Annotated in this window: 20 protein-coding genes; 6 read left to right on the forward strand and 14 right to left on the reverse strand. The window is 67.6% G+C overall.

Annotated features, from left to right (window positions below):
• Window positions 1–92 precede the first annotated feature (92 nt).
• Both AC07NF_RS04935 and AC07NF_RS04940 read left to right on the forward strand, forming a co-directional pair.
• Complete coding sequence (locus AC07NF_RS04935; protein WP_494628501.1) at window positions 93–494, forward strand: helix-turn-helix domain-containing protein; 402 nt, start codon at window positions 93–95, stop codon at window positions 492–494.
• 119 nt (window positions 495–613) lie between these two features.
• The gene (locus AC07NF_RS04940) at window positions 614–1,582 is read left to right on the forward strand and encodes a proline iminopeptidase-family hydrolase (RefSeq protein ID WP_494628499.1); all 969 of its coding nucleotides are present in this window, start codon (window positions 614–616) and stop codon (window positions 1,580–1,582) included.
• Window positions 1,583–1,622: 40 nt separating this feature from the next.
• Here the strand turns inward: AC07NF_RS04940 and AC07NF_RS04945 are convergent, their stop codons facing one another.
• Complete coding sequence (locus tag AC07NF_RS04945; protein ID WP_494628497.1) at window positions 1,623–2,267, reverse strand: response regulator transcription factor; 645 nt, start codon at window positions 2,265–2,267, stop codon at window positions 1,623–1,625.
• The gene (locus AC07NF_RS04950) at window positions 2,251–5,853 is read right to left on the reverse strand and encodes a PAS domain-containing sensor histidine kinase (RefSeq protein WP_494628495.1); all 3,603 of its coding nucleotides are present in this window, start codon (window positions 5,851–5,853) and stop codon (window positions 2,251–2,253) included. The genes AC07NF_RS04945 and AC07NF_RS04950 overlap by 17 nt, the downstream gene beginning before the upstream one ends.
• Window positions 5,854–6,130: 277 nt before the next feature.
• Between AC07NF_RS04950 and AC07NF_RS04955 the strand changes: the two genes are divergently transcribed.
• Window positions 6,131–6,709 carry a winged helix-turn-helix domain-containing protein gene (locus AC07NF_RS04955; protein WP_494628493.1) on the forward strand — a complete coding sequence of 193 codons (579 nt, stop codon included), beginning with the start codon at window positions 6,131–6,133 and terminating at the stop codon, window positions 6,707–6,709.
• A 34-nt stretch (window positions 6,710–6,743) separates the two neighbouring features.
• On the opposite strand, the gene AC07NF_RS04960 is transcribed toward AC07NF_RS04955, so the two are convergent.
• Together AC07NF_RS04960 and AC07NF_RS04965 are read right to left on the reverse strand one after the other, a co-directional pair.
• Window positions 6,744–7,718 (reverse strand): alpha/beta fold hydrolase, encoded by a 975-nt coding sequence (locus AC07NF_RS04960; protein ID WP_494628491.1) that lies wholly within the window; start codon window positions 7,716–7,718, stop codon window positions 6,744–6,746.
• 55 nt (window positions 7,719–7,773) lie between these two features.
• Window positions 7,774–8,532, reverse strand: a complete 759-nt coding sequence (locus tag AC07NF_RS04965) for an alpha/beta hydrolase (RefSeq protein WP_494628489.1) — start codon at window positions 8,530–8,532, stop codon at window positions 7,774–7,776.
• 313 nt (window positions 8,533–8,845) lie between these two features.
• On the opposite strand from AC07NF_RS04965, the gene AC07NF_RS04970 reads away from it, so the two are divergent.
• Complete coding sequence (locus AC07NF_RS04970) at window positions 8,846–9,526, forward strand: isochorismatase family protein (RefSeq protein ID WP_494628487.1); 681 nt, start codon at window positions 8,846–8,848, stop codon at window positions 9,524–9,526.
• On the opposite strand, the gene AC07NF_RS04975 is transcribed toward AC07NF_RS04970, so the two are convergent.
• The 4 genes from AC07NF_RS04975 to AC07NF_RS04990 all read right to left on the reverse strand — a co-directional run bounded on the left by AC07NF_RS04975 (window position 9,523) and on the right by AC07NF_RS04990 (window position 14,867).
• Complete coding sequence (locus tag AC07NF_RS04975; protein ID WP_494628485.1) at window positions 9,523–10,302, reverse strand: DUF6454 family protein; 780 nt, start codon at window positions 10,300–10,302, stop codon at window positions 9,523–9,525. The genes AC07NF_RS04970 and AC07NF_RS04975 overlap by 4 nt on opposite strands.
• Window positions 10,303–10,359: 57 nt before the next feature.
• Entirely contained in the window at window positions 10,360–13,215 is a 2,856-nt protein-coding gene (locus AC07NF_RS04980) for a TonB-dependent receptor (protein WP_494628483.1), read from the reverse strand.
• Window positions 13,216–13,298: 83 nt separating this feature from the next.
• Entirely contained in the window at window positions 13,299–14,201 is a 903-nt protein-coding gene (locus AC07NF_RS04985; RefSeq protein ID WP_494628481.1) for a DUF4880 domain-containing protein, read from the reverse strand.
• Window positions 14,202–14,312: 111 nt separating this feature from the next.
• Window positions 14,313–14,867 carry an RNA polymerase sigma factor gene (locus tag AC07NF_RS04990; protein ID WP_494628479.1) on the reverse strand — a complete coding sequence of 185 codons (555 nt, stop codon included), beginning with the start codon at window positions 14,865–14,867 and terminating at the stop codon, window positions 14,313–14,315.
• A gap of 222 nt (window positions 14,868–15,089) precedes the next feature.
• Between AC07NF_RS04990 and AC07NF_RS04995 the strand changes: the two genes are divergently transcribed.
• Entirely contained in the window at window positions 15,090–15,962 is an 873-nt protein-coding gene (locus tag AC07NF_RS04995) for an alpha/beta fold hydrolase (protein ID WP_494628477.1), read from the forward strand.
• Here the strand turns inward: AC07NF_RS04995 and AC07NF_RS05000 are convergent.
• From AC07NF_RS05000 to AC07NF_RS05020, 5 genes are all read right to left on the reverse strand, one after another.
• Window positions 15,959–16,588 carry a pyridoxamine 5'-phosphate oxidase family protein gene (locus AC07NF_RS05000; RefSeq protein WP_494628475.1) on the reverse strand — a complete coding sequence of 210 codons (630 nt, stop codon included), beginning with the start codon at window positions 16,586–16,588 and terminating at the stop codon, window positions 15,959–15,961. The genes AC07NF_RS04995 and AC07NF_RS05000 overlap by 4 nt on opposite strands.
• A 25-nt stretch (window positions 16,589–16,613) precedes the next feature.
• Window positions 16,614–17,045: an OsmC family protein gene (locus AC07NF_RS05005; protein WP_494628473.1), complete on the reverse strand. Its 432-nt coding sequence runs from the start codon at window positions 17,043–17,045 to the stop codon at window positions 16,614–16,616.
• An 84-nt stretch (window positions 17,046–17,129) separates the two neighbouring features.
• A complete protein-coding gene (locus AC07NF_RS05010; RefSeq protein ID WP_494628471.1) occupies window positions 17,130–18,203 on the reverse strand; it encodes a FecR family protein in 1,074 nt (357 codons plus the stop codon).
• Window positions 18,200–18,784, reverse strand: coding sequence for an RNA polymerase sigma factor (locus tag AC07NF_RS05015; RefSeq protein ID WP_494628469.1), 585 nt, complete (start codon window positions 18,782–18,784; stop codon window positions 18,200–18,202). The genes AC07NF_RS05010 and AC07NF_RS05015 overlap by 4 nt, the downstream gene beginning before the upstream one ends.
• A gap of 66 nt (window positions 18,785–18,850) precedes the next feature.
• A complete protein-coding gene (locus AC07NF_RS05020; protein ID WP_494628467.1) occupies window positions 18,851–21,934 on the reverse strand; it encodes a TonB-dependent receptor in 3,084 nt (1,027 codons plus the stop codon).
• 164 nt (window positions 21,935–22,098) lie between these two features.
• Between AC07NF_RS05020 and AC07NF_RS05025 the strand changes: the two genes are divergently transcribed.
• Window positions 22,099–23,553 (forward strand): ATP-binding protein, encoded by a 1,455-nt coding sequence (locus AC07NF_RS05025; protein WP_494628465.1) that lies wholly within the window; start codon window positions 22,099–22,101, stop codon window positions 23,551–23,553.
• Window positions 23,554–23,575: 22 nt separating this feature from the next.
• Here AC07NF_RS05025 and AC07NF_RS05030 read toward each other — a convergent pair whose 3' ends face one another.
• Entirely contained in the window at window positions 23,576–24,604 is a 1,029-nt protein-coding gene (locus tag AC07NF_RS05030; RefSeq protein ID WP_494628463.1) for a tyrosine-protein phosphatase, read from the reverse strand.
• Window positions 24,605–24,704: the final 100 nt, after the last annotated feature.

The following is a 24,704-nucleotide window of genomic DNA, read 5'->3' on the forward strand; positions in this document are numbered from 1 at the left end:
GGACTTGACCGCGATTTACTGGGCTTAACACCAACACGGCGGCGGCTTCTCCTAGTCTGCCCAGGTGAAATCACCAGGGAGGAGAGAGTCCCGTGCACCAGTTTCAACAGGCCTTGGCCAACGGCGCCGATCACTACGAAGGTCTGCTTCCTTGGCAGGCCAAGCGGGTTCGAGACTATGTCGACGCGGGCCTGCAAGGCCGTGTGTCGTTGGGCGCGGCGGCCAGCCATGCGCGCCTGAGCCCCGGCTACTTCTCCCGATGTTTCCGGCAGTCCTTCGGCGTCACCTTCACCCGGTTCGTGGCGCGTCGGCGGGTCGACCGCGCGCAGGGCTTGATGACCGATGGCGGGACGAAGCTTAGCCAGATCGCCCTGGCGTGCGGCTTTGCCGATCAGGCGCACTTCACGCGCACCTTCGGCAACGTCACGGGATGCACCCCCGCACGGTGGCGGCGTCAGGCCGCCATCACCCTGTCGCCGGCTCAGCTGAACTGACAGGTCGATCCTGGAAACCCTGAGTTTCGAGCCGTTCGCTCGCGGCGCCGAGGCGTGCGGGCTACACCGGTTTCGGGCGCGGGCAAGCCTTTTAAGTTGTATCGTCAGGAGTATCGATCATGACCACCCCCAGCTGGACCCGCCGGCGCGCCTTGAAGTCCGGGGCCGGCGTCCTGGGCCTGAGCCTTGCGGCCTCAGCCAGCGCGGCGTTCGCCAACCCGCCCCAATCGGAAGGCTATGCCAGCGTGCCGGGCGGTCGGATCTATTGGCGAAAGTTCGGCTCGGGCGGCAAGACGCCGCTTCTGACGCTGCACGGCGGGCCGGGCTCGTCGCACAACTACCTGCTGCCGCTGCAGGCCCTGGCCGACGAGCGCCCGGTCATCTTCTACGATCAGCTGGGTTGCGGCCGGGCCGACGCGCCTGAAGAGGACAGCGCCTACTCGATCCAGCGCTCGGTCGAGGAACTGGACGCCGTGCGCGCCGCCCTGGGCCTGGACCGGGTCGTGCTGCTTGGCCATTCCTGGGGCGCGCTGCTGGCGGTCGAGTATCTGTGCCAAGGCCGAGGGCAGGGCGTCGAGCGCCTGATCCTCAGCGGCGCCATGGCCAGCATCCCGCAGGTCATGGCGGGCTTTAAGCGCCTGTTCGCCACCATGCCCGACGGCTGGGGCGACAAGATCCATGCGCTGGAAAAGGCCGGCAAGACGGGCACGCCCGAATATGCCGAGCTGGTCCAGGCGTTCTACGACACCTTCGTTCTGCGCGTTCCGCCCAGCCCCGAGGTGCTGACGACCCTGGAGGCGCTCGCCAAGTCGCCGGCCTATCGCGTGCTGAATGGCCCCAACGAGTTCACCATCGTCGGCAAGATCAAGGACTGGGACCGCCGCAAGGACCTTAAGGCGATCACCCAGAAGACCCTGATCACCACCGGCGAGTTCGACGAGGTCACCCTCGATTGCCACCAGACCCTTCGCGACGGGATCGCCGGCCACGCGCGCCTGGCCGTGATGACCGGCTGCTCACACCTGACGATGAACGAAAAGCCGGCCCAGTATAACGCGCTGCTGCGCGGCTTCATGAACGAGGCCTGATGCCTGCTCGCCGGTGACGGGGCGACCTGTCGCCGGCGGCTCAGAGGTTCGGGCTGGCCTCGCCCTTGGCCAGCCGGTCGGCCATGCGGACCAGCTCAGGCAGGGACTCGGCTTCCATCTTCTTCATCACCTGGCTGCGATGCAGCTTCACGGTCGCCTCGGTGATGGCGACGCGTTCGGCGATCTGCTTGTTGAGCAGGCCGGCCGCGACCAGCGTGAAGACCTGGCGCTCGCGCTCGGACAGCGTGGCGTGGCGAGACCGCAGCGCCTGATCGTGCCGGGCCTCAATGCGGCGCTGCTGGTCCAGGGCCAAGGCTCGGTTCACCGCTTCCAGCAAGTCCTGCTCGCGCACCGGCTTGGTCAGGACGTCGACCGCGCCGGCCTTCATCGCCCGAACCGCCATCTGGACATCGACGTGGCCGCTGATCAGCACCACCGAATAGGTCGCGCCAGTTCGGGCCAGGGCTTCCTGGAACTCCAGGCCGCTGCGTCCCGGCAGGCGGATGTCCAGAACGATGCAGCCGGCCCGTTCCAGCTGTCCTGACTCGAGGAAAGCCTGCACCGATCCGTAGATCTCGGTGACCATGCCGACCGATTGAAACAGGCCGCGTAGCGCTTCGCGGACGCTCTCATCGTCGTCGATCACGACGACGATGGCGCCGCCATCCTTAGCGATGGGAGACATGAACGCCGTATCCTTCCGCCAAAGGCAGGGTGAAACTGAAGACGCCGCCGCGCGCGCCGTGGTTGGCCGCCCAGATCCTGCCGCCGTGGGCTTCGATGATCGAGCGGCAGATGGAAAGGCCCATGCCGATGCCTTCGGCCTTGGTGCTGTAGAAGGCCTCGAACAGGTGATCCGGGTCGTCGGCGCCCAGGCCCGGTCCGGTGTCCGTCACGCTCACCAGCGCGTCGCCGTCGCGGATCTGGGCGCTCACGGTCAGGCGGCGTGGGTCGGCGGCCGTGCCGGACATGGCCTCGACCGCGTTCATGACCAGGTTCAGGACGACCTGCTGCAGCTGGGTGCTGTCGCCCCGGATCGTGATCGCGCTGGTCTCCAGCTGAGCCTTGGCGACCACGCCCTGGCGCTGGAATTCGTTCTGCAGAAGATCGAGGACGACCTGGATGACCTGATCCAGGCTGACCTTCTCCATGCGCGGCGCGGACTTGCGCGCCAGGTTGCGCAGGCTGGTGATGATGTCGCCCGCGCGGTGGCCGTCCCGGACGATGCGTTCGGCGGCCTGGCGCGCCATGGCGATGTCGGTCTGGGCGCTGTCCAGCCACCGCAGGCAGGCGCCGGCATTGGTGACGACCGCCATCAGGGGTTGGTTGACCTCGTGGGCGATCGACACGGCGAGTTCGCCGATGGTCGTCATCCGGGTCACGTGGGCCAGGTCGTTCTGGCTCTGGCGCAGGCCGGCTTCCGCGCGCTTGCGGTTCTCGATGTCGACATTGACGCCGAACCACTGGGTGAGATTGCCCGCCTCGTCGAAGAACGGGCACGCCCGGATCAGGAACCAGCGATACTCACCGTCCGCTCGGAGCAGGCGTAACTCGGATTCGCCGGGGATGCCCGAAGCGATGATCTCGGTCCACAGCTCCAGAATGTGGTCGCGGTCATCCGGGTGGATATAGTTGGCGAACCCGAACCCGAGCACGTCCTCAAGCTGGGCCCCGGCGTAGTCGAGATACTGCTGACTCCAGAAGGTCGTGGCGCCCTGAGCGTCCGAGGACCAGGTCAGCCCCGGGATCGAGGAGACGATCTGCTGAAGCTGGCGCTCGCTGTCGCGCAGCGCCGCCTCGCTGTTTCGAAGCGCATCCTGCGCGCGTCGCCGGTCTTCGACGTCGATATTGACGCCGAACCACCCGGTGAGCTGTCCAGCGTCATCGAAATAGGGGCTCGCGCGAAACAGCATCCAGCGGTAGCGGCCGTCGGCGCGCCGAAGACGGGCTTCGTGTTCGTTGGCCCGGCCGTGGGCCAGCGCCTGGACCCACGCGTCCATAAGGCCCCTGGCGTCGTCCGGGTGGACCGCATCGATCCAGCCGCCCAACAGCGCCGATGCGCCGGTCTGGCCGATGAAGTCCAGATATTGCTGACTCAGGAACGTGATGACGCCATCGGCGTCCGCCGACCAGACCAGACCGGGCACCGCGTTGATGATGTGCTCCAGCCGGCGCTCGTTTTCCCGCAGCGCGACCTCACTGGCCTTCAGCGCCTCTTCGGTCCGCTTGAGGTCTTCGATATCGAGGTCGACGCCGAACCACCGGACGGTTCCGTTCGCATCGGCGAACTTCTGGCCCGCGAAATAGAACCAGCGATACTCGCCGTCGAACCGCCGGATCCGGGCCACCGCCAGTGAGGTGTCCTTGTCCTGGGCGTCGCGCCAGGCCGTCATCAGGCCGTCCACGTCGTCGGGATGGATGACGTCGGCGAAGCCGAAGTCCAGGATGTGGTCGGCGGGAAGGCCGACATAGTCCAGGTACCTCTGGTTCACGAAATCGGCGCTGCCGCCTTCCTTGGCGGACCAGACCAGGACAGGCAGCGAATCCAAAATCAGGCTGACATTGCGCTCGCTGGCGACCAGTGCGGCCTCAGCGCACTTGCGGTCCTCGATGTCCAGGTTCACGCCGTACCAGCGAACGACCTCGCCCTCTGCGTTCAGCAGGGGGCTGCACCGGCAGATCAGCCAGCGATACTCGCCGTCGGCGCGCCGCGACCGCCCCTCGATGTCGCCGCCGGTCTTGGAGGCCATCATGACCTGCCACTCGGCGAACATCCGATCGACATCGTCGGGATGGAATTGCGCGAGGAAGCCGGCGCCTTTCAGCGTCTCGGCCGACAGCCCGACGAAGTCGATAAAATGCTTGTTGAAGGTGTCTGCATAACCTTCCGCCGTCGTCGACCACGCCATGCCGGGAATGGTGTCCAGCATCAGGCTCAAGGTCCGCTCGCTTTCACGCAGCGCCGCTTCGCTGGCCCGAAGCGCGTCCTCGGCGCGCTGCAGGTCCTCGATGTCGACATTGCAGCCGAACCAGCGGACGACGCCATTGGCGTCGGTCAGTTTGCGGCCCGCGAAATAGAACCAGCGGTACTGGCCGTCGGCCCCGCGGATGCGCCCCTTGAGCGCGGTCTGGTCGTTGTGGGCGATGTCCCGGGTCCAGATCTCCATCATGCTGGGGACATCGTCGGGGTGATAGAGATCCAGGAAGCCCCATTCCAGGATCTTGTCGGCGGGCTCGCCGGCGTAGTCGCGCCAGCTGTGGTTGATGAAGTCGGCGCTGCCGTCAGGGCGCGCCGACCAGACTAGGACGGGCAGCGAATTGATGATCAGGTTGAGGTTCTGCTCGCTGGCGAGCAGGGCGGCCTGGGCCTCTTCGAGCGCGGCCTCGGCGCGCTTGCGGTCCTCGATATCGGCGCCCGCGCCGTACCACTTGATGACATTGCCGTCCGCGTCGAACAGCGGGTTCTGCCGGAGCACGAACCAGCGATATTCGCCATCGGCGCGGCGCAGCCGGCCTTCGACATCGCGCGGGCGCTTGGTCGCCATGATCTCCTGCCAGGCGGCCAGCAGGTGGGCGGTGTCGTCCGGGTGGAAGATCGGCCAGAAGCCCTGGCCACGGATCTCCTCGGCGGGCCAACCGACATAGTCGACGAAGTTTTGGTTGCAGAAGTCGATCAGGCCGTCGGGCGTCGTCGACCAGGCCATCGTCGGAATGGTGTTGATCGTCAGGTGCAGACGCCATTCGCTTTCCGCCAGCGCTGCTTCGGACAGGGGCTTGTCGCGAAGGTCGGCGGGCGGCGCGCGATCGCTGAGTTCGCGCATTTCGCGGCAGGCCAAAGCGGCATGGGCGGCGGCGATCTTCAGCTTCGACCGGTCCATGGCGTCGGGAAAGGCGTTGCGACGCGCCCCGGCCAGGATCACGCCGATGCTGGCGATTTCACCCAGGGGGCATTGGACGACCGACATCGGCTGCCCGTCGAGGGTCAGCATGGCGCCCGGTGCGCCGGCGGCCGACCAATCCTCGAGGGCGATCCGGACCTCTTCGGGCGAGCAGGTCTCGCCGAAGGCCGGCGCCACACGCAGGAAGACATGCGTGGTGTCGCTGAAGCGCAGGCCGACAAAATCCAGGGCGAGCATGTCGAGCAGGGTCTCGAGCACGCTTTCCGCAATGGACGTCGGGTCCAGGCCTTTCCAGATCTCAGGCAGCTGGCTCAGGCGCTCGATGTCGCGATGGAGCTGTTCCAGAATCCGACTTTCAGCCGCCTGCGGCATGACATGCGGAGGCGCCACAAGCGGCCCTTCGTCTTGTCTCTCCGACGTCGCGGCAACCTAACGTGATCGCAGCGCTGCTTCCACCTCAACCAAGGTCTAGCCGCGCTCGACGATAGGCTAGGTCGGCCTGCCCTGCGGCGATAGCAACGCGACCATGGGTGAATTGAAGCCCGATGGCGGCGAGCGTTACCTTCCGGTTCTAATCCGAGGAGGGTGGTGTGTCGAAGCGTTCGAAATCCACCTGCCGTCTTGTGCCGCCGGGCAGGGCTGCGCGCCCATGACCCACGCGCCGACCTTCGCCTTCGGGACCTACCTGTTCATACCGCGACGCCAGCTGCTGTTGAGAAGCGGCCAGGTCGTTCGTGTCGGCGGTCGAGCGCTGGACCTGCTGACCGCCTTCGTCCAGCGTCCCGGTGAGGTTTTGACCAAGCGCGAGCTGCTGGAGGAGGCCTGGCCCAACACCACGGTCGTGGAAGGGAACTTGAAGGTCCACATCGCCGCCTTGCGCCGGGCGCTCGACGACGACGCGGACTCCGCCACCTACATCGCCACCGTGAACGGTCGCGGCTACCGGTTCGTCGCGCCGGTGGAGACTGGCCAGGCGTTGACGAGCGCGCCGGAGCGGCCGCCTCTGCTCGAAGAGGTTCAGCCTGGCCCCGTCGAGGGCGACTTCGAGGGCATCCTGGCCTTGCTGGCCCGATCGATGCGCTCGGTGGTCATCGACATGCCGCGCGACGGTGAGGTGGATGCCGCCGCGCCGCGCCGGGTGTTGTTCATCGAGCTGACCTCGCGAGACGAGGCCTTGATCGAGAACGTCTTCGCTCAGCGTCTACGCACGATATCCGCGACGCGCTAGGCGTCGCGGATATCTTGGCGGCGAGCGCCAGGGCTTACTTCGTGACCTTGCGATCCAGGAAGTCGTGGATCAGCGGCGCCATCTCGGTGAGGCGATCTTCCAGGGCGAAGTGGCCGCTGTCGAGGATGTGGACCTCGGCCTTGGGCAGGTCGCGCAGATAGGGCGGCGCGCCGGCTTCCGGGAAGATCTTGTCGTTCTTGCCCCAGACGATCAGCGTCGGCGGCTGGTAGTCGCGGAAGAACTTCTGGAAGTCGGGGTAGAACGGCACGTTCGAGCCGTAGTCGCCCAGCATGTCCAGCTGGATGTCGCGGTTGCCCGGACGGTCGAGCAGCGCCTGATCGTGCACCCAGTTGTCGGGGCTGATGCGCGCCACGTCGCCCATGCCGTCGGTGTACTGGAACTTGGTGATGTCCAGGGTGACCAGGCCGTTCAGGGCGTCGCGGTTCTTCTGCGAGCGGTCCTTCCAGTAGACCTTGATCGGATCCCAGAACGGCGACTGCAGGCCTTCATTGTAGGCATTGCCGTTCTGGACGATCAGGCCGCTGACCCGCTCGGGGTGCTTCAGCGCCAGCCGGTAGCCGATTGGGGCGCCGTAATCCATGACGTACATCGTGTAGCGCTTGAGGCCCAGCTGGGTGGTCAGCTTCTCGACGACGTCGGTCTGGTTGGCGAAGGTGTAGGCGAACTGGGTGTGGTCCGGGGCGTCGCTCTGGCCATAGCCCGGATAGTCCGGCGCGATGACCCGGTACTTGTCGGCCAGCAGCGGGATCAGGTTGCGGAACATATGCGACGAGGTCGGGAAGCCGTGCAGCAACAGCACCACCGGACCGTCGGCCGGACCGGCCTCGCGATAGAACACCTTCACGCCGTCGATGGTGGCGGTCCGGTAGTGGATGATGGGGGGCGCGGGACGCGTGATCGCGGCCTTCGGAGCCGGGGCGGCCATAGCGTGGGGCGCGGCGGCCAGGGTGGCGGCGGCGAGCGCCAGGGACGTGAGCAGTCGAGTCATCGAAGTTCTCCGTGGGTTTTAGGGGAGGGCAGGGCGAGATCGTCAGGCGGCGCGACTACTTGGCGTCGTCGGCCGCCATCGCGATGAAGTCGGCGACGTAAGCGGGCTTGGAGAGCATCACGGCGTGGCTGCTGGTCGTTTCGACCAGCGTGGCCTTGGCCCGCACCGCCATGGCGCGCTGGGCGGCGGGCGGGATCATCAGGTCCTGGGTCGTCAGCAGGTAGTAGCTGGGCTTGGCCTTCCAGGCGGGCGCGGTGATCTTGGCGCCCACGGCGCCCAGGCCCCACGGCACTTGCGAGGCCGCCATGAAGTGGGTGACGGCCGGGTCGACATCGGCGGCGAAGGCCGAGGCGAACTTGGCCGGGTCGACCTGGATGAAGCCGTCCTTGGGCGGCAGCAGAGGGGCGGGCGGCGCGCCGGGGACGGGCGTGGTCGCCAGCTGCAGGACGGACTCGCCGGCGTCGGGCGCGAAGGCGGCCAGATAGACCAGGCTTTTGACCTTGGGGTCGGCGCCGGCCTCGGTGATCACCGCCCCGCCGTAGGAGTGGCCGACCAGGATGACCGGGTGCCGCGCCTGGGCGATGGCCTGTCGGGTCGCCGTGGCGTCGCCCTCAAGGGTGATCGTCGGGTTCTGGACGATCAGGACCTCGTAGCCCTTCTTCTCCAGCAGGTCGTAGACCGGGCGCCAGCCCGAGGCGTCGACGAAGGCGCCATGCACCAGCACGATGGACACCGGCTTCTCGGCGGCGAAGGCCGCGCCCGCCGGCGCGGCGGCGGCCAGGGCCGCGATCATTCCAACAACGGCGCGCTTCATCTTGTTCTCCTTGGGGTGACCTGGCCCGGGGTGGGCGTTGGTCAATAGGAGTAGTCCCCAAGGCGGCGGGTGTGGTGTTAGGCGTGGTAAAGCCTGGTCAAGTTCAGAACATGTCTAGCGGTCGGCGTAAAAACTGACCTCATTCGTCAGTGATATTGAAAGTGCGATCGCGCACCGTGATCTTTTCAATATTGAGTTGGTACAAGATTTTACCGGGATTTACTGGTCCGCTCGCGCTCGGTCGGGAAGGGTCGATGGGCGCGGGGCGTCCTCGACGATGCCGACCGCAGCGCTGACCCTTCGAGGAAGTCCCATGACGATATCGCCGAACCCGAAAACCAGCGTCCTGCCTTCAGGCGGCGGCGCGGCGCTCATTGATCCCGCCGATGCGGTGATCCTGCTGCTGGATCACCAGGCCGGCCTGTTCCAGACGGTCAAGGACATCGCGGTGGCCGACCTGCGGCGCAACGTCGAGATGGTCGCCCGGCTCGCGACCCTGCTGAACATTCCGGTGATCACGACCGCCTCGGAGCCGAACGGCTCGAACGGTCCGCTGATGCCGGAAATCCACGAGCAGGCGCCCCACGCCGTCTATGTGCCGCGCAAGGGCGAAGTGAATGCCTGGGACAATGGCGACTTCGTCGCCCAGGTCGAAGCCACCGGCCGCAAGACCCTGATCATGGCCGGCGTCTGGACCAGCGTCTGCGTGATGTTCCCGGCGCTCGACGCCGTGGTCGCCGGCTACGACGTCTATGCGGTGATCGACGCCTCGGGCGATCCCAGCGAAATGGCCTCGCGCACCAGCCTGGCGCGCTTCGTCCAAGGCGGGGTCAAGCCGACCTCGACCAATGCGCTGCTCAGCGAGTTGCATCGCACCTGGGCGCGCCCGGAAGCCGCTGAACTGGCCAAGCTCTACGGCCTGGCGGCCCCCAACTACGCCGCGGTCATGGAAAGCTTCCAGAAGGCCCAGTCGGTGGCTCGGGCCGGAGCCTAGCGACCGGTCAGCGCGAACCGGAACATCCGGCTGGGGCCATCTTCGGGCACGAGATAGAGGTCATTGCCTTTCAGGGCCATGCCTTCTTCCGTGTACCGAATGCCCCGGTCGGTAGCGCCGGCCGCGCGGCTGTCCACCAGCTTCATCGAAGGCCAGGCGAACCAGTCGATGGCGCCGGCCTTGGGGCCCAGCGCGCCCGACCCGACCAGGCGGCCGCGTTCGAACTTCATGTCCTGATAGCGGGTAGGGGCGGGGTTCTTGACCACCCGGACCTGTCGTCCCTGCCGGTCGAACACGTAGAGCAGGCGGCTGTCCCAGTTGCCGGCGACCAGACCGCGCCCGGATGCCGCCACGCAGCCCAGGTGATCGGCGACGGAGATCCTGCGTCGGACCTTGAAGGTCTGCTTGTCGATCTCAACCAGCACCGCTGAGCTGTTGGCCCTGTACTCCGCCACCGGGACCCAGATCGAACGGCCATGCATGGCCATGCCGCCCGGGTGAAAGCGAACGCCGTCGGTGATCTCGAGCCGGCGCTGGAACTTGCCGCTACGCCGGTCGAACTGGTGGATGTAGCCCTTGTGCTCGCGGGTATCGACGGACGTGACCCAGATGTGCTGGGCGTCGAGGTCCATGCCCTGGACGTGGAACAGCTCGCCGTCGAGCGGCAGGATATCGACGAGCCGGGCGCGTTCGATCGCCGTGACCGGCTGCGCCGAGGCCACGCCGGTCAGGAACAGGAGGGCCGTCGCTGCGGCCAGGACGCGGGCTCGGATCATTGGGTCTTCCAAAAAAGAGCGGGGCCGGCGCGCGCCGGCCCCGCAGTCGTCGGGGATCTAGAAGGTGGTCAGCTGGAAGCCCAGCCAGACCGTGCGGCCATTGTTCTTCACCTGATAGGCCGGGCCGTAGTTGGTCACGCCGTAGCGGTCGGTGATGTCCTGATCGAGCAGGTTGCGACCCTCGACCATCACCCGCAGGTTGCGGCTGACCTGCCAGCTGGCTTGCAGGTCCAGCAGAGAGTCGTACTTGGTGCGCCGGTCGTTGGCCGGGTTGTAGCTCAGGCTCGGGACCGACGACTGTTCCTGCAGGTACAGGTTCGCCGCGAACGGACCCTTGTTGTAGGCCAGCGAGGCGTTGAAGAAGTGGCGCGGTGCGGCGTCGACCAGGCGGGTGTCGCTGGGCGGGGTGCCGCCACCGCCGTTGATCGCCGTGACCTGGTAGACCAGGTAGTCGTAGGACAGGGTCAGGCCCAGATTGCCCAGGCGCGCCGGGATCCACGGCAACTGCGGATCGGACCACACCGCCTCCAGGCCGCGGACCTTGCCGTAGACCTTCTTGCCGTTCACCTCGCGGACGTTGCTGGTGTAGGTGATCACCTCGCGCACGCCGTCGGGAGCGACCGACTGGCTGCTGCTGCTGGCCGAGATGTCGCGCAGGTCCTTGGCGAAGGCGCCGAACGAGAGATAGGCCGAGCGACCGTAGTAGTACTCGGCCGAGGCGTCGAAATTGGTCGAGCGGATCGGCATCAGGTACGGGTTGCTGTAGCTGATCGAGCGGGTGACCGGGATGTCGTAGCTGGTGATCAGGCGGCGCGAGGCGCTGTTGATCGCCGGGCGTTCCAGGGTCTTCGTGAAGGCGCCGCGCAGCTTCAGGTTCGAGGTCACGTCAAACGAGCCATAGGCGCTGGGCAGGACGTGCCAGTAGTTCTGTTCGTAGTGGCCCTGGACGTACTTGCCCACGGTGTCGGGCTCGTACTGGTCCAGCTCGCGATGGGTGTGGGCGGCGCGAACGCCGGCCGACAGGCGGGCGCGATCCCAGCCGTACGAGACAATGCCGTAGCCGACGCCGACCACTTCGGAGCCGTTGAAGTTCTGGCCGTAGCTGTCGGCGGGGTCGGCCGCGTAGAGGCGGTTAGCGTCCGGCGACGGGGTCCCGCGGGTGTTTACCAGGTTCAGGAAGGTGTCGACGTTCCAGTCGACCGGCTGGAACTGGGTCAGGCTGGAGGCGCCCGTGACCTCCGACAGCAGCACGCCGCTGGTCGGCAGGACGCGGGCGTAGCCGCGCTGGACATTGCTGCGGTCCAGGGTCTTGAGCTGGGCGCCGGCCTTGAAGCCCAGGCCCTTGGCGGCCAGCTCCATGTTGTGGGCGTAGTCGATGCGGGCGAAGTAGTTCTGGTCGCGGCTCAGCGTGTCGCCGACCGTCACCTTCGAGTTCAGGCGGTAGTTGGCCGGGACGCCGGTCTGGGTGTTGGCGCCGGGCGTGAAGGCCAGCGCCTCATGGTCGAAGCTGTAGCCGACCGGCGTCGTTAGCGCGCTGGAGCCCAGCACGAAGCCGCTGGTGGCGATCGAGCCGGACAGGACGCGGTTGTAGGTCACGCCCAGGCGAACCGACAGGCTGTCCTTGTCGCTGATCGCATAGTCGCCGCCCAGTTGGACGATATGGTCCATCAGCTTGGGATGGCCGGCGTTGAAGCCGTAGGTCGACGCGGCGGCGTTGAACTGTCCGGCGTTGGCGGTGGGGTTGCTGGCGCCCGCCGCCGCGACGGTCACCGTCGACGTGCGCTGCTCGGTGCGGAAGTCGTGCTCCAGATAGAAGTACTCGCCAAACAGCGACAGCGCGTCGCTGGGTTTGTAGTCCAGGCGGGCCATGGCCGAGACGCGCTGGCTGGCGCTGTAGGTTTCGCCCTTGGTCAGGGCGCCGTTGGGGACCTGGGTCCCGTTGATCACGCTGAAGCTGGCGACCGAGACAGCGTCTTGGCGCGAGCCCAGGCGGTCCAGGCTGGCGCCCATGGCCAAGCCCCACTTGCCGGCCTCGTCCAGGCCGCCCTTCCACGAGGCGGCCAGGCGCACCGGACGGCGCGTGTCCAGGACCCCGTCATTGCGGTTGTTGGCGCCGACATAGGCCCGGAAGTCGGCGACGTGCTGGCCGCCGCTGTCGAGGCCGCTGATCGTGGTCAGCGCCACGTGGGCGGAGTTGGCGTTCTCGTCCAGGTCCGGGGTGACCGTCGAGGTCACGGTGACGTTCTTGATGAAGTTGGCCGACAGCAGTTCGGTCGAGGTGGCGCGCGAGCCGTTGACGTAGTCGGTCAGCAGAACGCCGTCGATCGACTGCGAGGCGGCGGCGTTGTTGAGGCCGCGGATCTGGACGTAGCGGTTTTCGCCGCTCTGGGTCTCGTTGCGGCGCACGCCGGGCAGGCGGGCCAGGACGTCGGAGACGTCGAGGTTTGGCAGGCGCTGGATTTCCAGCTGGGTGATGGTGTTGACCACCGTGTCGCTGTTGCGCTTCAGGTCGCCGGCGCGCGGGCCGCTGGTGACGATGATCTCTTCCAGGGCCGTAGCCGCGTCGCTGGCGAGCCGAGCGTCGTCCCGCGCGGGGCCGGCCTGCAGCATGATCATCTTGCCGTCATCGCCGACGATGCTGAGGCTGGAGCCGGCGATCAGCTGGGTCAGCGCCGCGCGTGGCTCCATCGTGCCCCGGACGGCGGGCGACCGACGGCCGGCGGCTGCTTCGCCGGGGAAAAAGATCTGCACGCCGGCCTGGCGGGCGAACTGGTTCAGCGCCTCGCCCATGGGCTGGGCCTTGATGTCGAAGGCGCGTTCGGCGGCGACGCTGACGGCCGGAGCCATCACGATCGCGGACGTGACAAAGAGCGCCGCGAAAAGCGGCGTGCGTGCGTGAGCACCACGGTTCATGGCTTTGAAATCCTCTGGCCAGGCGCTCTTGGCGCCCCCCTACCTCCAAGGATGATTGGCGACGAGAACGCCTCCAAATCGGCTCAGGAATTTTTTCGCGACAGCAGCATGGCCTGCTGCGAGGGCGTCACGCGGACGTTCATCGTCATCTCCAGCGCCTGCAGGAAGGCGCTGGGATCGTCGGCCATGAACCGCCCGCCGACCCGCAGGCCGCTGAGCTGCGGATCGGCCAGGACGATCTTGCGCGCCAGGTGACGGTTGTACTCTTCGATGGCGCTGGACAGGGGCTCGTCCACGAACAGAATCTCGCCGCTGCGCCAGGCCAGGGTCGCGGCGATGTCCTGTTCGGACAGCGACCGGGGCAGGGGGCGTTCGGCGGTCAAAGCCAGGGCGGCCGGGCCGCGAACCGGCGCGGCGTTCGAGCCCTCCGCGCTGGCCTCGCCCTTCAGCACGACCAGATCCAGGAGGCCATCGCGCAGGCGGGCGTTGTAACGCCCCGGCCCGAGACTCGCGCCGACGGGCCCGCCCTTGAGGTGAACGGGCGGCGCGTTCGCCACGATGTCCAACGCGATCTCGCCGCGTTCGAGCCAGAGACGCAGGCCATCGTGGCCGGACTTCCACGACGCGGCGCTGTCGGTGTTGAGGGTGAGCTCGCCGGTCTTGGCCAAGTCCACGTGGCGCATCCCGCCGACCGGCGTGGAGGCGCGGTCGCGGGCGTTGACCTTGCCGGCGACGAGCGCGCCGCCGCCGAGCGAGAACACAGCCAACCCTGCCGCGATCGCGCCGCGACGGGTCGGGTCCGGCTTGCGGGCGCGCTTGACGGCGGGAGCTTCGGCGCCGTCGGCCGTGACGCGGCGCGCGGCCTCGGAGACGCGGATGAACGCCAGGGCGTGGCGGGGATCTTCGGCGCGCCATTGTTCGAAGGCCGCCTCGTCCAAGGTCCCGAGGTCGGCGCGCGCCAGCCACTGCGCGGCCGCGCGCAGCACCGGATCGTCTCCGGTTTCTTCCGACGCTAGCGGCTTTTCGAACACGCCTGGGGCCACCCTTTCATCCGCCTATCTTAGGAAGATGTTTGGGCGCGCGAACGCCACCACATTTCAGGAGCGCTTGGTCGAATTTTTTCGGCGGGCCTCATCCGCCTTGGCCGGACGATCTTCCAGCGGCAGGGCAGGGGTCGGCGCCAGCGCCTTGGCGACGAGATAGTGCGCGCGCGCCAGGCGCTTTTCCAAGGTGGAGGGGCTGACGCCCAGTTGCTTGGCGATCTCGCGCGGCGAGCGCTCCTCGATGCGCCGCATGACGAAGACGCGGCGGCAACGCTCGGGCAGGTCTTTCAGCGCGGCGTCCAGCCGGGCCAGCTGCTCGCGTCCGGACAGAACCCGAAACGCGTCGGGGCTCTCGTCGACGACGTCGAAGTCGTCGGCCAGCGTCAGTTGCTCGAAGCGGGCGATCTTCGCGCGGCGCAGCTTCTCGAACGCCAGGTTGCGCATCATGCGCAGCAGATAGGGATGCGGGGCCTCGATCTGGGCCCAGCCCTCCACGGTCAGGAGACGAGCGAACGCTTCCTGCACCAGGTCCCGCGCCGCGTCGGGATCGCTCACCAGCTTGCGCGCCGAGGCCAGGAGCATCGGCTCCAGCGGCAGGATCTGGTCCATGAACCATTGATCGATGGGGCGAAGGTGCGACAAGGCTGGGCCGTCCTGCATCGGGTCGGCCGTGGCTAGGCGTGATCGGTGTCAGGCGCGTGACAGTTTCACGATTGTTTCGGCGGGGCCTCGCCAGGCGGACGCCTGTGACTTCACCACGCCTTACAGCGCTTTACTGTCGCCTGTTCGCGGGGCGGGTCATCGTCGCGGAGCCAGATGTGAGGATCCGCGATGCCGAAACCCAGTCAGCCCGAGATCGCCCTGCGGCGCGCCGAAGTCGGCGACGTCTCGATCTTCTATCGCGAGGCGGGAAGCCGGGAACGCCCGACGATCCTGCTGCTGCACGGCTTTCCGACCTCGTCGCACCAGTTCCGCGACCTGATCCCGCGTCTGGCCGATCGCTACCACGTGGTCGCGCCCGACCTGCCTGGCTTTGGCTTCACGACCGCACCAGAGGGGTTCGACTACAGCTTCGCACGCTTGGCCGAGGCGATGGCCGCCTTCACGGACGCCATCGGGCTTGAGCGTTATGCGATCTACATCTTCGACTACGGCGCGCCTGTGGGGCTGAGGTTGGCGCTCGCACGGCCCGGCGCGATTACCGGCATCATCTCGCAGAACGGCAATGCCTACGAGGAGGGCATGAGCGACGGCTGGGCGCCGACCCGCGCCTACTGGGCCGATCCGTCGCCGGCCAATCGCGAGGCGATGCGCAGCATGTTCACCCTGGAAACGACGCGCTGGCAGTACACGCACGGCGCGCCCGACGAGACCCAGGTGGCGCCGGAGGCCTACTGGCTGGACTACGCCCTGATGTCACGGCCGGGCAATGCGGACATCCAGCTGGGCCTGATCGCCGATTACGCCAGCAACGTGGCGCTCTACTCGCGCTTCCACCAGTACTTCCGCGAGCGGCAGCCTCCGCTGCTGGCCATCTGGGGCGCCAACGATCCCTTCTTCCTGCCGACCGGCGCCGAGGCGTTCCGCCGCGATCTGCCCAAGGCCGAGGTGCATTTCCTTGATGCGGGGCACTTCGCCTTGGAGACCCACAGCCGCGAGATCGCCGACCATATTCGCGACTTTCTGGACCGTCACCTGACCTAGGGCTTGGCCTGCCCGAGCCGCTCGCGAAGGGCGCGGTTTTCGGTCTCCAGCGCTTCGAGCTTCTCGTGAAGCGGCTGAACGGCCCGCGAGATCTCGGTTTCGGTGAAGCGCGGGATGATGTGCTGGGGGCAGTTCCAGTCGAACGCCGCCAGCCGCAGTCGGAAGATCCGCTCCGGCTTGGCGCGATAGCCGGGATCGGACACCCGCTCCAGCAAACCCGGCTCGGCGTCCAGCGCCAGGCGTTCGACGTGCGCCAGGATCTTCAAGCGGGCGCGCCGGGGATAGTCGACCAGGATCAGGGCCACGCGGTCGTTGGCGTCCAGGTTACCGACGCTGATGTACTGGCGATTGCCGCGGAAGTCGGCGAAGGCCAGCGTGGTCTCGTCGATGACCTTCAGAAAGCCGGGCGGCCCGCCCCGATACTGGACATAGGGCCAGCCCGTCTCCGACACGCTGGCCATGTAGAAGCTGTCGCGCGCGGCGATGAAGGCCTCTTCGTTCTCCGTGAACGTCTCGAACTGCCGATCGACCTGACCGGGCGTCCACAGATGGTCGACACCCATCTCGGCCTGGGCGGATCTCACGCTCGCCGAGCTGGCGAGGTCCAGGAAGCTGTATCGGCTCACCAAGAGTCCCTCATCGCGCTTAAACCTATTCGACCAGCGCCGCGTCCAGGGTGATCTCCGCGTTCAAGAGCTTGGAGACCGGGCAGTTGGCCTTGGCCCCGGCCGCCAGCTTCTCGAAGGTCGCCTGGTCGGCGCCGGGGATCCTGGCCTTCAGGGTCAGGTGCGAAGCGGTGATGGCGTAGCCGCCATCGACCTGCTCGAGCGTGATCTTGGCCGAGGTGTCCATCTGGTCGGCCCGCAGCCCGGCTTCGCCCAGCACCAGCGACAGGGCCATGGTGAAACAGGCCGCGTGGGCCGCGCCGATCAGCTCTTCGGGGTTGGAGCCCGGCTGGCCCTCGAACCGGCTGGCAAAGCCGTAGGGATAGGCCTGCAGGGCGCCGCTCTCGGTCGAGATCGACCCCTTGCCGTCCTTGATGCCGCCGCTCCAGGCGGCCGCTCCGGTTCTGACGATCTTCATCACGTTCTCCTTGAGGCTGGATGTCGAGGCGACGGAGCCACGATGAGCGTCCGCTGGCTTGAACGAAAGCGTTGTTCTGCGCCGCTATCGCTTTGACTTGCCACGCGCCGCGATCTCGATCCGGCCATCCGCCAATGGAACCAGGCGAACGGGATAGAGCGTGGTGAGCGTCGTCGCGAACCGCATCGGATCGTCGGTGCGGAACGCGCCGCTGACCCGCAAGGCGCCCACTTTCGGATCGTTCACGACCAGCTTCTGGTCGGTGTAGCGGTTGATCTGCGCCACCGCTTCGGTGAGCGAGATGTTGTCGAACTGGATCACCTGGCGCTCTCCATCGGACGCCACCTTCGGCTCGACCTGCGTAATCGCGTCGGATTGGCCGCGACGCGCCACCAGCTCCTGGCCCGGGACCAGGATCCTGGCCTCGCCCGTCGCGACGTGGGGATCGCTTCCGACCGTGACGCCCAGCGAGCCTTCGTCCAGGCGCACCCGGGTTTCGTCGGCCTGCACCCGGATGTTGAACCTTGTGCCCAGGTCCGAGATCACGCGCTCACCGGCCGCGACCCGGAAGGGGTGGGCCGCGTCATGCGTGACGTCGAACAGCGCCTCGCCACGTGTCAGGCGAACCAGGCGCTGCCCGTCGACATAGGCGATGTCCACGGCTGTGGCGGGCTCCAGCGTCAGTCTGGTTCCATCCTCGAGACGCACGTTCAGTCGTTGACCGGCGGTGGTCTCGTAGTCGGTCCGCCCAAACCCATGGAGGTCGGGTTGGCTGGCGCTGGCGACCTGGGTGGATGCGGGCGCGCGATGCTCGCGACCCAGCCCGGCGAACAGCACGCCGCCGACGACCACGGCCGCGACCGACGCGGCGACCAGATACCAAGCCGTCGGCGCGGGGGCCGGGCGGGCCCGCAGGGAGAGGGCGTCCTTGCGCAGGGTCGCCAGGACGTCGTCGGCCTGGGGATCCTCGAACACGTCCCACAGATCGCGCGCACGCTCCCAGGCCTGGCGATTGGCGTCGCTCTGGGCCAGCCATTGCGCGAAGGCTGCGTCGTCTTCTGGCGAAGGGTCGCGCTGCAGACGTTCCAGCCACAGCGCCGCGGCCGCCTTCGGCCCCAGGTCACGCAGGGTTTGCGGGGAGGGCGGATCAGCGCTCATGCCTTGTCCTCCTCGAGCATCAGATGATCGATGGCGCGGGCCATGTCTTTTTCAACGGTGCTCAGCGAGACCTTGAGGCGCGCGGCGATCTCGCCGTAGCGCAGGCCTTCCAGGCGGCGCAGGACGAACACCGCGCGCGTTCGTTCGGGGAGCGCCATCAGGCTTGCCGACACGGCGCGAAGCCGTTCTCTGGCCAGCAAGGCGCGCAGCGCGTCGGCGTCTTCGGTCCGGTGGACCTCGGGTTCGAGGGCGACATGCGCGTCGGCGCGTCGAACGCTGCGTCGTCTGTACCGGTCGGCCAGGACGCTCTCGGCGGTGCGGTACAGATAGCCTTCGAAGTGGGCGACCCCCTCGGGGGCCTCGCGCTGCGTGACGCGCAGGAAGGTGTCCTGCAGGAGGTCCTCGGCTTCGGTCGGGTCAGGGACGCGTCGCCGGAGCCAGCCCAGCAGCTTGCCCCTGGCGTCGCGGAACTGGCGCGCCACCGAATGGGTCGAATTCGACTGTGGATCCCCGTCCGACATCGACAAGACGTTAGCCCGATCATTTTCAAGAACCAGGGCTCCGTCGGGTGTGGCGAACATGGGTGGCGTCCCTTCATGCCACCCGAGACGCACGCTCGAGGAAAACCCGTAAAGAATAGTGCGGTCTCAGAACCGCGCGGTGGCGCTGAGCTCGAACCGGCGGCCTCGCGGGTCTCCATAGAAGCTGTAGCCGAGCTCTGAATCGACCTCCGCCGGCGGGTCTCGTCCCAGTAGGTTCTGAACCCCGAACCGGATGTCGACGTCGCGAGAGGTCGCCCCGGGTCCCGCGACCTGCAGCCGGTAGGTGACGGTGGCGTCCAGGTAGATTCGCGCGGGGATGCGGCTGGAGGCCAGGTTCGCGGCGGTTTTCGAACTGGCATAGCTGGCGTCGACGGCGTGGTAGTCGCCGTAGTACTGGCCATCCAGCCGCAGTGCGAGATCGCCGCGCTCCCAGGCGGCGCCGGCGACGCCCCGCCAACGTAGAGGGCCTTCCGCCGTGGCGGTGTACTTCACCAAGGGCGTGTCGGCGGAAAAACGCCGCGTCAGGCGCGGGGTCCAGGTCGCGCCGCCAAAGAGCCGCAACCGGCTGTCGGGGCCCAGGCGAAAAGCCTGGTCCACGTGCACGTCGATCGCGTCGACCGTCGTCCTGCCGATGTTCACGTCCGTCGTGTCGACCTGGACGATCACTCCGCCCGTGTAGCCGGCGGCGATGTCGGCGGGCGTCAGCGGGTCTCGCACGATGCGATCCGGATATTGGGCCTCATGGGCGAGCAGGAGCTCCAGGCTGCCGAAATTACCGATCTCGCCGTGCTTCTCGGTGTGGGTGTAGTCCAGCGAGATCCGTGGCCCCCGGCCGCCTTCGGGATTGATGACGAAGCCCAGGGCCACGGTCCGGGCGTGCTCGGGGCGCAGCTTGGGCGAACCGCCCGACAGCATCACGGCGGGCTTTTCAGAGCCGATCAACTGGTCGCCGCGCGCCGGGTCGGCCTCGCTGCTCACGGCGGTGTCGGGCAGTCCGACGGTGTAGCTGTCGAGCTTCATTTGCTGCGGCGTCGGTGGCAGCACTCCTGTGGCGATGCTGGCGCGCAGCAGCAGCGCATCCCAGGGGAAGACCCGCAGGCCGGCCGTATAGACGGTGGCGCCGCGGTCGTAGCCGCTTCGTGGTCCGCCGAGCACGGGGCCGGGTATGTCGGCCTGGATGCTGTCGTGACGTGCGGCCAGTTGCATCTCCAGTCCCCGCAGGGCGGCCAGGGGCGACGTGCGCGAAACCAGCGGCGCGCGCAGCTCGCCGTATACGGAGGAGGTCACGGTCGAGAAGGAATAGTTGGCGAGGGGCGTGATGTCCGGCTGGCCGGCGATATCCCAGGGCGTCATCGTGGCGCTCTCCTCGCGGCGCTCGGCCACGAGCGACAGCACGACGTCTCCGGCCGGGCGGTGCAGGACGGCGCCGCCGAGTCTGAGGCTGGCGTCACGCAGTTGAAGCTTGCGCTCCAACCGCACGGGGTGAGGAACCCTGTAGGCCCGCATCGCGGTGACGAAGTCGTCCCAGGGGCCAAAGGGGTTGGGCGCGGGTTCGCCGCCGGAGCCGGGCTGCATCAAGGCGAGCGCGCGGATGAAGTTCAGGTCGAAGGCCCAGCCGTCCTGCCTGACCCGATTGCGCGTGGCGCCGACGCTGTAAGTGGCTCCGCCGCGCCAGGCTGCGGGCAGCTCGAACAGGACGGTGGCCGAGGTGCGCGTCGTGCGCAGACGGTTGCGTGTTTCGTTTTCCAGGCCGACCATCGGAAAGGTCAACGCCACGGGCTCGCTGAATGGATAGCTGTCGGCGAGCACGCCGTTCCGGCGTTGCGCCACGGCGGCGCTCCCGGTTCGCCATCCCGTGATGTTGAAGTTCGAGGTCGAGCGGCCCTCATTCTCCCAGCCGATGAAATCGAGGGTGGCCTCGATGTGGTCGCCGAACCGATGGCGCAGGTTCACCAGCAGCGACGTCACGGTCGTGGCGCTGGTCAGGCTGCGAAGCTCGCCATTGCCGTCGGGCGACAGGCCGTCGGGGACCTTTCCGGCGTTGGCGAGTAGGACGGCGCCGTCGCCTGCGCCGAGGCTGTCGAGCGGCAGATAGGTGAAGCTCGAGCCCAGGGATGCGCCGCCGAGCGCGGGGCTCAGCGACAGGATGTTTCCCGACAGGCTGCGGACGAAGACGCCGTTGCTGATCGGCGAGTGGGTGTCGGCCGTCCCGCGTGCGATCCGAGAGCGTAGGGCCCGCTGCGCGAACGCGCGGTCGCCGACGCGCAAACCGTCGCCCTGGGCGCGCGAGACGTTGATCATGACGTCGGTGGCGCCGCCGTCGGGCGTGAAGCCGATCCGGCCGTCTATGCGTCGCCGCATCGCGTCGCCCCGGCCCGTGATCCCGTAAGTGGCGCTGACTTCCGAGCCGCGATAGTCGCGCTTGAGGATCACGTTGATCACCCCGCCGGTGGCGCCGGGACCGTAGATGCCGCCGGCCGTTCCGGTCAGGCTTTCGATCCGATCGATGGCCAGCAGGGGCAGGCCGTTCAGGTCGGATTGGAAAAATTCCAGCTGGTAGTCCTGCGAGAGCGTGGCCGGCATCCGCACCCCGTCGACCAGCACCAGGGTCTGGCTCGGTCCCAGGCCATGCAGGTCGACTTCCGATCGGTTGGCGGCGTTGCTGGCCCTGGGGTCGCTGGTCGGGCCGAGACGTTCGGCATTGCTCGACAGTCGGCTTCGCAGGAACTGGTCGAGATTGTCAGCGTGGGAGGCGCGGATATCCTCGGCGGTGGAGACGCGATAGCCCTGGATGTCGTTCTCGGTCCGCTGGATGTCGGCATTCTGCGACTTGCGGCCGACCACCAGCAGTTCCGGCAGCGCCGTGGGCTGTTCCGGTTCCAGCTTGAAGACGATGTAGGTTCCTTCGCCGACCCGGCGGTAGCCAAGGTCAGTGCCTTCGAGCAGGCGCGACAGGATCGGCTCGACCTGGAGGGCGCCGACGACGCGTTTGTTTTTGAGGTTGCCCACAACGTCGGGCGCGAACAGCAGATCCGAGCCGCTTCGCACCGACAGGTCCCGCAAGGCGTCGGCGAGACGGCCTTCCTTGAGGACGATCCTGGCGCCGCCAAGCAGGCCGCGCGCCTCTGCGCTTGGCGCGAAAGCCAGCGTGCCGGCCAGGGCCAGGATCGAAAAAGCGCGTCGTCTCAAATCATCGTCCCCACGGCGCAACCGTACCCGTTCCCGCGCGAGGGCTTCGGTAAAGAGATGTAAAAAACGACGTTCGCTTACGGGTTTTCCAAGGCCCTGCGTCTCGGGGTTTCAGGTCGCCTGCCAACGGGCTGCGGCTCGAACTCGGGACTGGAGGCACTCAGATGACGCCCTTTATCGAACACCCAAGGTCGTTCGCCTTTGGCCCCTTCGTGCTCAATCCCGAGCAGCAGATGCTCGTCGAGGATGAGGCGCCCGTCACGCTTGGCGGGCGGGCCTTCGACATCCTCACGGCCCTGGTCGAGCGCCCCGGCGTCGTCATCTCGAAGACTGAACTGATCGAGCGCGCCTGGCCCAACCTGACCGTTGAGGAGGCCAACCTGAAGGTCAACATCGCCGCCCTGCGGCGCGCGCTGGGCGAAAAGGCCGGCAGCCTGCAGTACATCGCCACTGTGATCGGCCGGGGCTATCGCTTCGTCGCGCCGGTCCGGTCGGGCCAGCCCGTCCGCGCTGTCCGCGAGAGCCGGTCCTGCGGCGGCCAGAGCAACCTGCCGCCCGCCGTCGCCGGCATCATCGGGCGCGCCGAGGACATCGGGCGGATCCGCAAGGACCTGGAGACCGAAAGAGTGCTGTCGATCGTCGGCCCCGGCGGCATGGGCAAGACCACCGTCGCCGTCGCCGTCGCCGAGGGCTTCGCGGCGCGCGTCAGGGATGGCGCCTGGTTCGCCGACCTGGCCAGCCTGGATGATCCGGCCGGCGTGCCCGCGGCCATCGCCAAGGCTCTGGGCCTGGCGCTGCGCCCGTCGACGCTGCTCGCTGAGCTTCTCGACCACCTGCGCGGCCGGGATCTGCTGCTGGTTCTGGACAATTGCGAGCACCTGATCGAGGCGGCGGCGAGCTGTGTCGCGGATATCCTCGCCCAAGCCCCAGGGGTTCGGATCCTGACCACCAGCCGCGAACCGCTGAGAATCCATGAGGAACGCGTCTATCGCCTGGCGCCGCTCGACGCCCCGCCGCTGGAAGAACGGCTTCCGGCCGACGCGCTTCTGTCCTTCCCCGCCACGCAGCTGTTCGTCGAGCGCGCGATGGCCAGAAACCGGATGTTCCACCTGCAGGATGGCGATGCGCTTGTCGTGGCCGAGATCTGTCAGCGCCTGGATGGCGTGGCCTTGGCCATCGAACTGGCCGCCAACCGCGCCAGCGCCTTTGGGGTGCGTGAGCTTCGAAGCCTGCTGGATGGCCGGTTCCGTCTGACCGGAGGACTCCGCTCCTGGCCCGAGCGTCACCAGACCCTGACCGCGACGTTCGACTGGAGCTACAACCTGTTGTCGGCGGATGAACGCGCGGTGCTGCGACGACTGTCGGTCTTCCCGGGCGCCTTCAGCCTGGAGGCGGCCTGCGTGATCGCCCGGGCGGAGTGCGATGTGGCCAAGACGATCGACGATCTGGCCAACCTGGTCGACAAGTCCCTGGTCACGGCCGAGTTGGTCGGCAATGCCGTGTGCTATCGCCTGCTCGACACGACGCGCGCTCATGCCCTGCAGAAGCTCGCCGAGAGCGACGAGGCCGATCAGGTCCGCCAGCGACACGCCCACCACCTCGCCGCGGAAGCGTATTGATCCAGGTTGCCCGGCGCTGATTTCAGCTCAGATAGAGCTGGCGCAGTTTCTGGCGCATCACGTCGGTCAGGCCATAGCGGGCCTTGGCCAGCGCCAGCGGACCACCCCATCGTGCGTCGATCGCGGCCAAGGTTCGGCGCATGACTTCCGGATCGGAGCCCAGGACCACTTCCGACACCGCCCAAGGGGTCTTGGCGAAGGCCGGGAACTGGGACGCGTATCGCGCCGGCGGGACGTAGGTCTGCGATAGGGCATAGTCGGCGATCACGGTCGCGCGCGGGACGCCCAAGGTTGACAGCACCAGGGCCGAGGCCAGGCCCGTGCGATCCTTGCCGGCGCTGCAGTTCATCGCCAGCGGGCCGGCGTCATCCGCGAGACGCGCGAAGAGGTCCGTGAAGTGCGGCGCCAGGCGATCCAGCAGCGCCACATAGGCGTCGGCGAAGCCCTGGATGGCCTGCTCGCGGGTGGTCATGGCCACGAACGGCGCCAGCGAGACCGTCTCGTAGTCGAAGGCCGAGATCTTCGGTCCTGCGGTTTTCAGGAATGGGCTGGGCTCGGTCGCGCGCTCCTGCGGGCTGCGCAGATCGCAGATGACGGTGATGCCCAGGCCTTGGAGATAGGCGATGTCGGCCATCGTCAGGTCGGTCATGATGCCCGAGCGATAGATCCTGCCCCACTTCACCTGCCGGCCGTCGGCGGTGCGCCAGCCGCCCAGGTCGCGGAAATTGCGGCCGCCCGTCAGCGGCAGCAGGCGCTCGGCCACGCGGGTCTGGCGGCCATACGCGGCGCGGACCAGGAAGTAGGGGCGGGGGCTCACCGGGACGGCGACTTCGGTCGCGGCGCCGGCCAGCGTCTTCAGCGGTCGCATCGCCGATCTCGGCGCATCCGGATCGCCGGAGACGAGGATCGAGACGGCTCGCGCGCCGGTCCAGGTCAGGCGAACGGCCTGCGCCGTGATGCGTTCGGCGCGCGCTTCCAGTGGAGCGGTGGCATGGCTGGCGGAGGGCAGCGCCAGGGCGCTGGCGGCCGTCAGGAACTGGCGACGATCCATGGTCGAGGTCTCATACAGTCGTGGAAAAAGATCCCGCCCGAGCTCCATGCCCGGGCGGGACAAGTCGGGCGCGGGCCACGGGGCGCCCGCGCTTCAGGGG

It is taken from the genome of Caulobacter sp. GW821-FHT10A06, assembly GCF_059415805.1.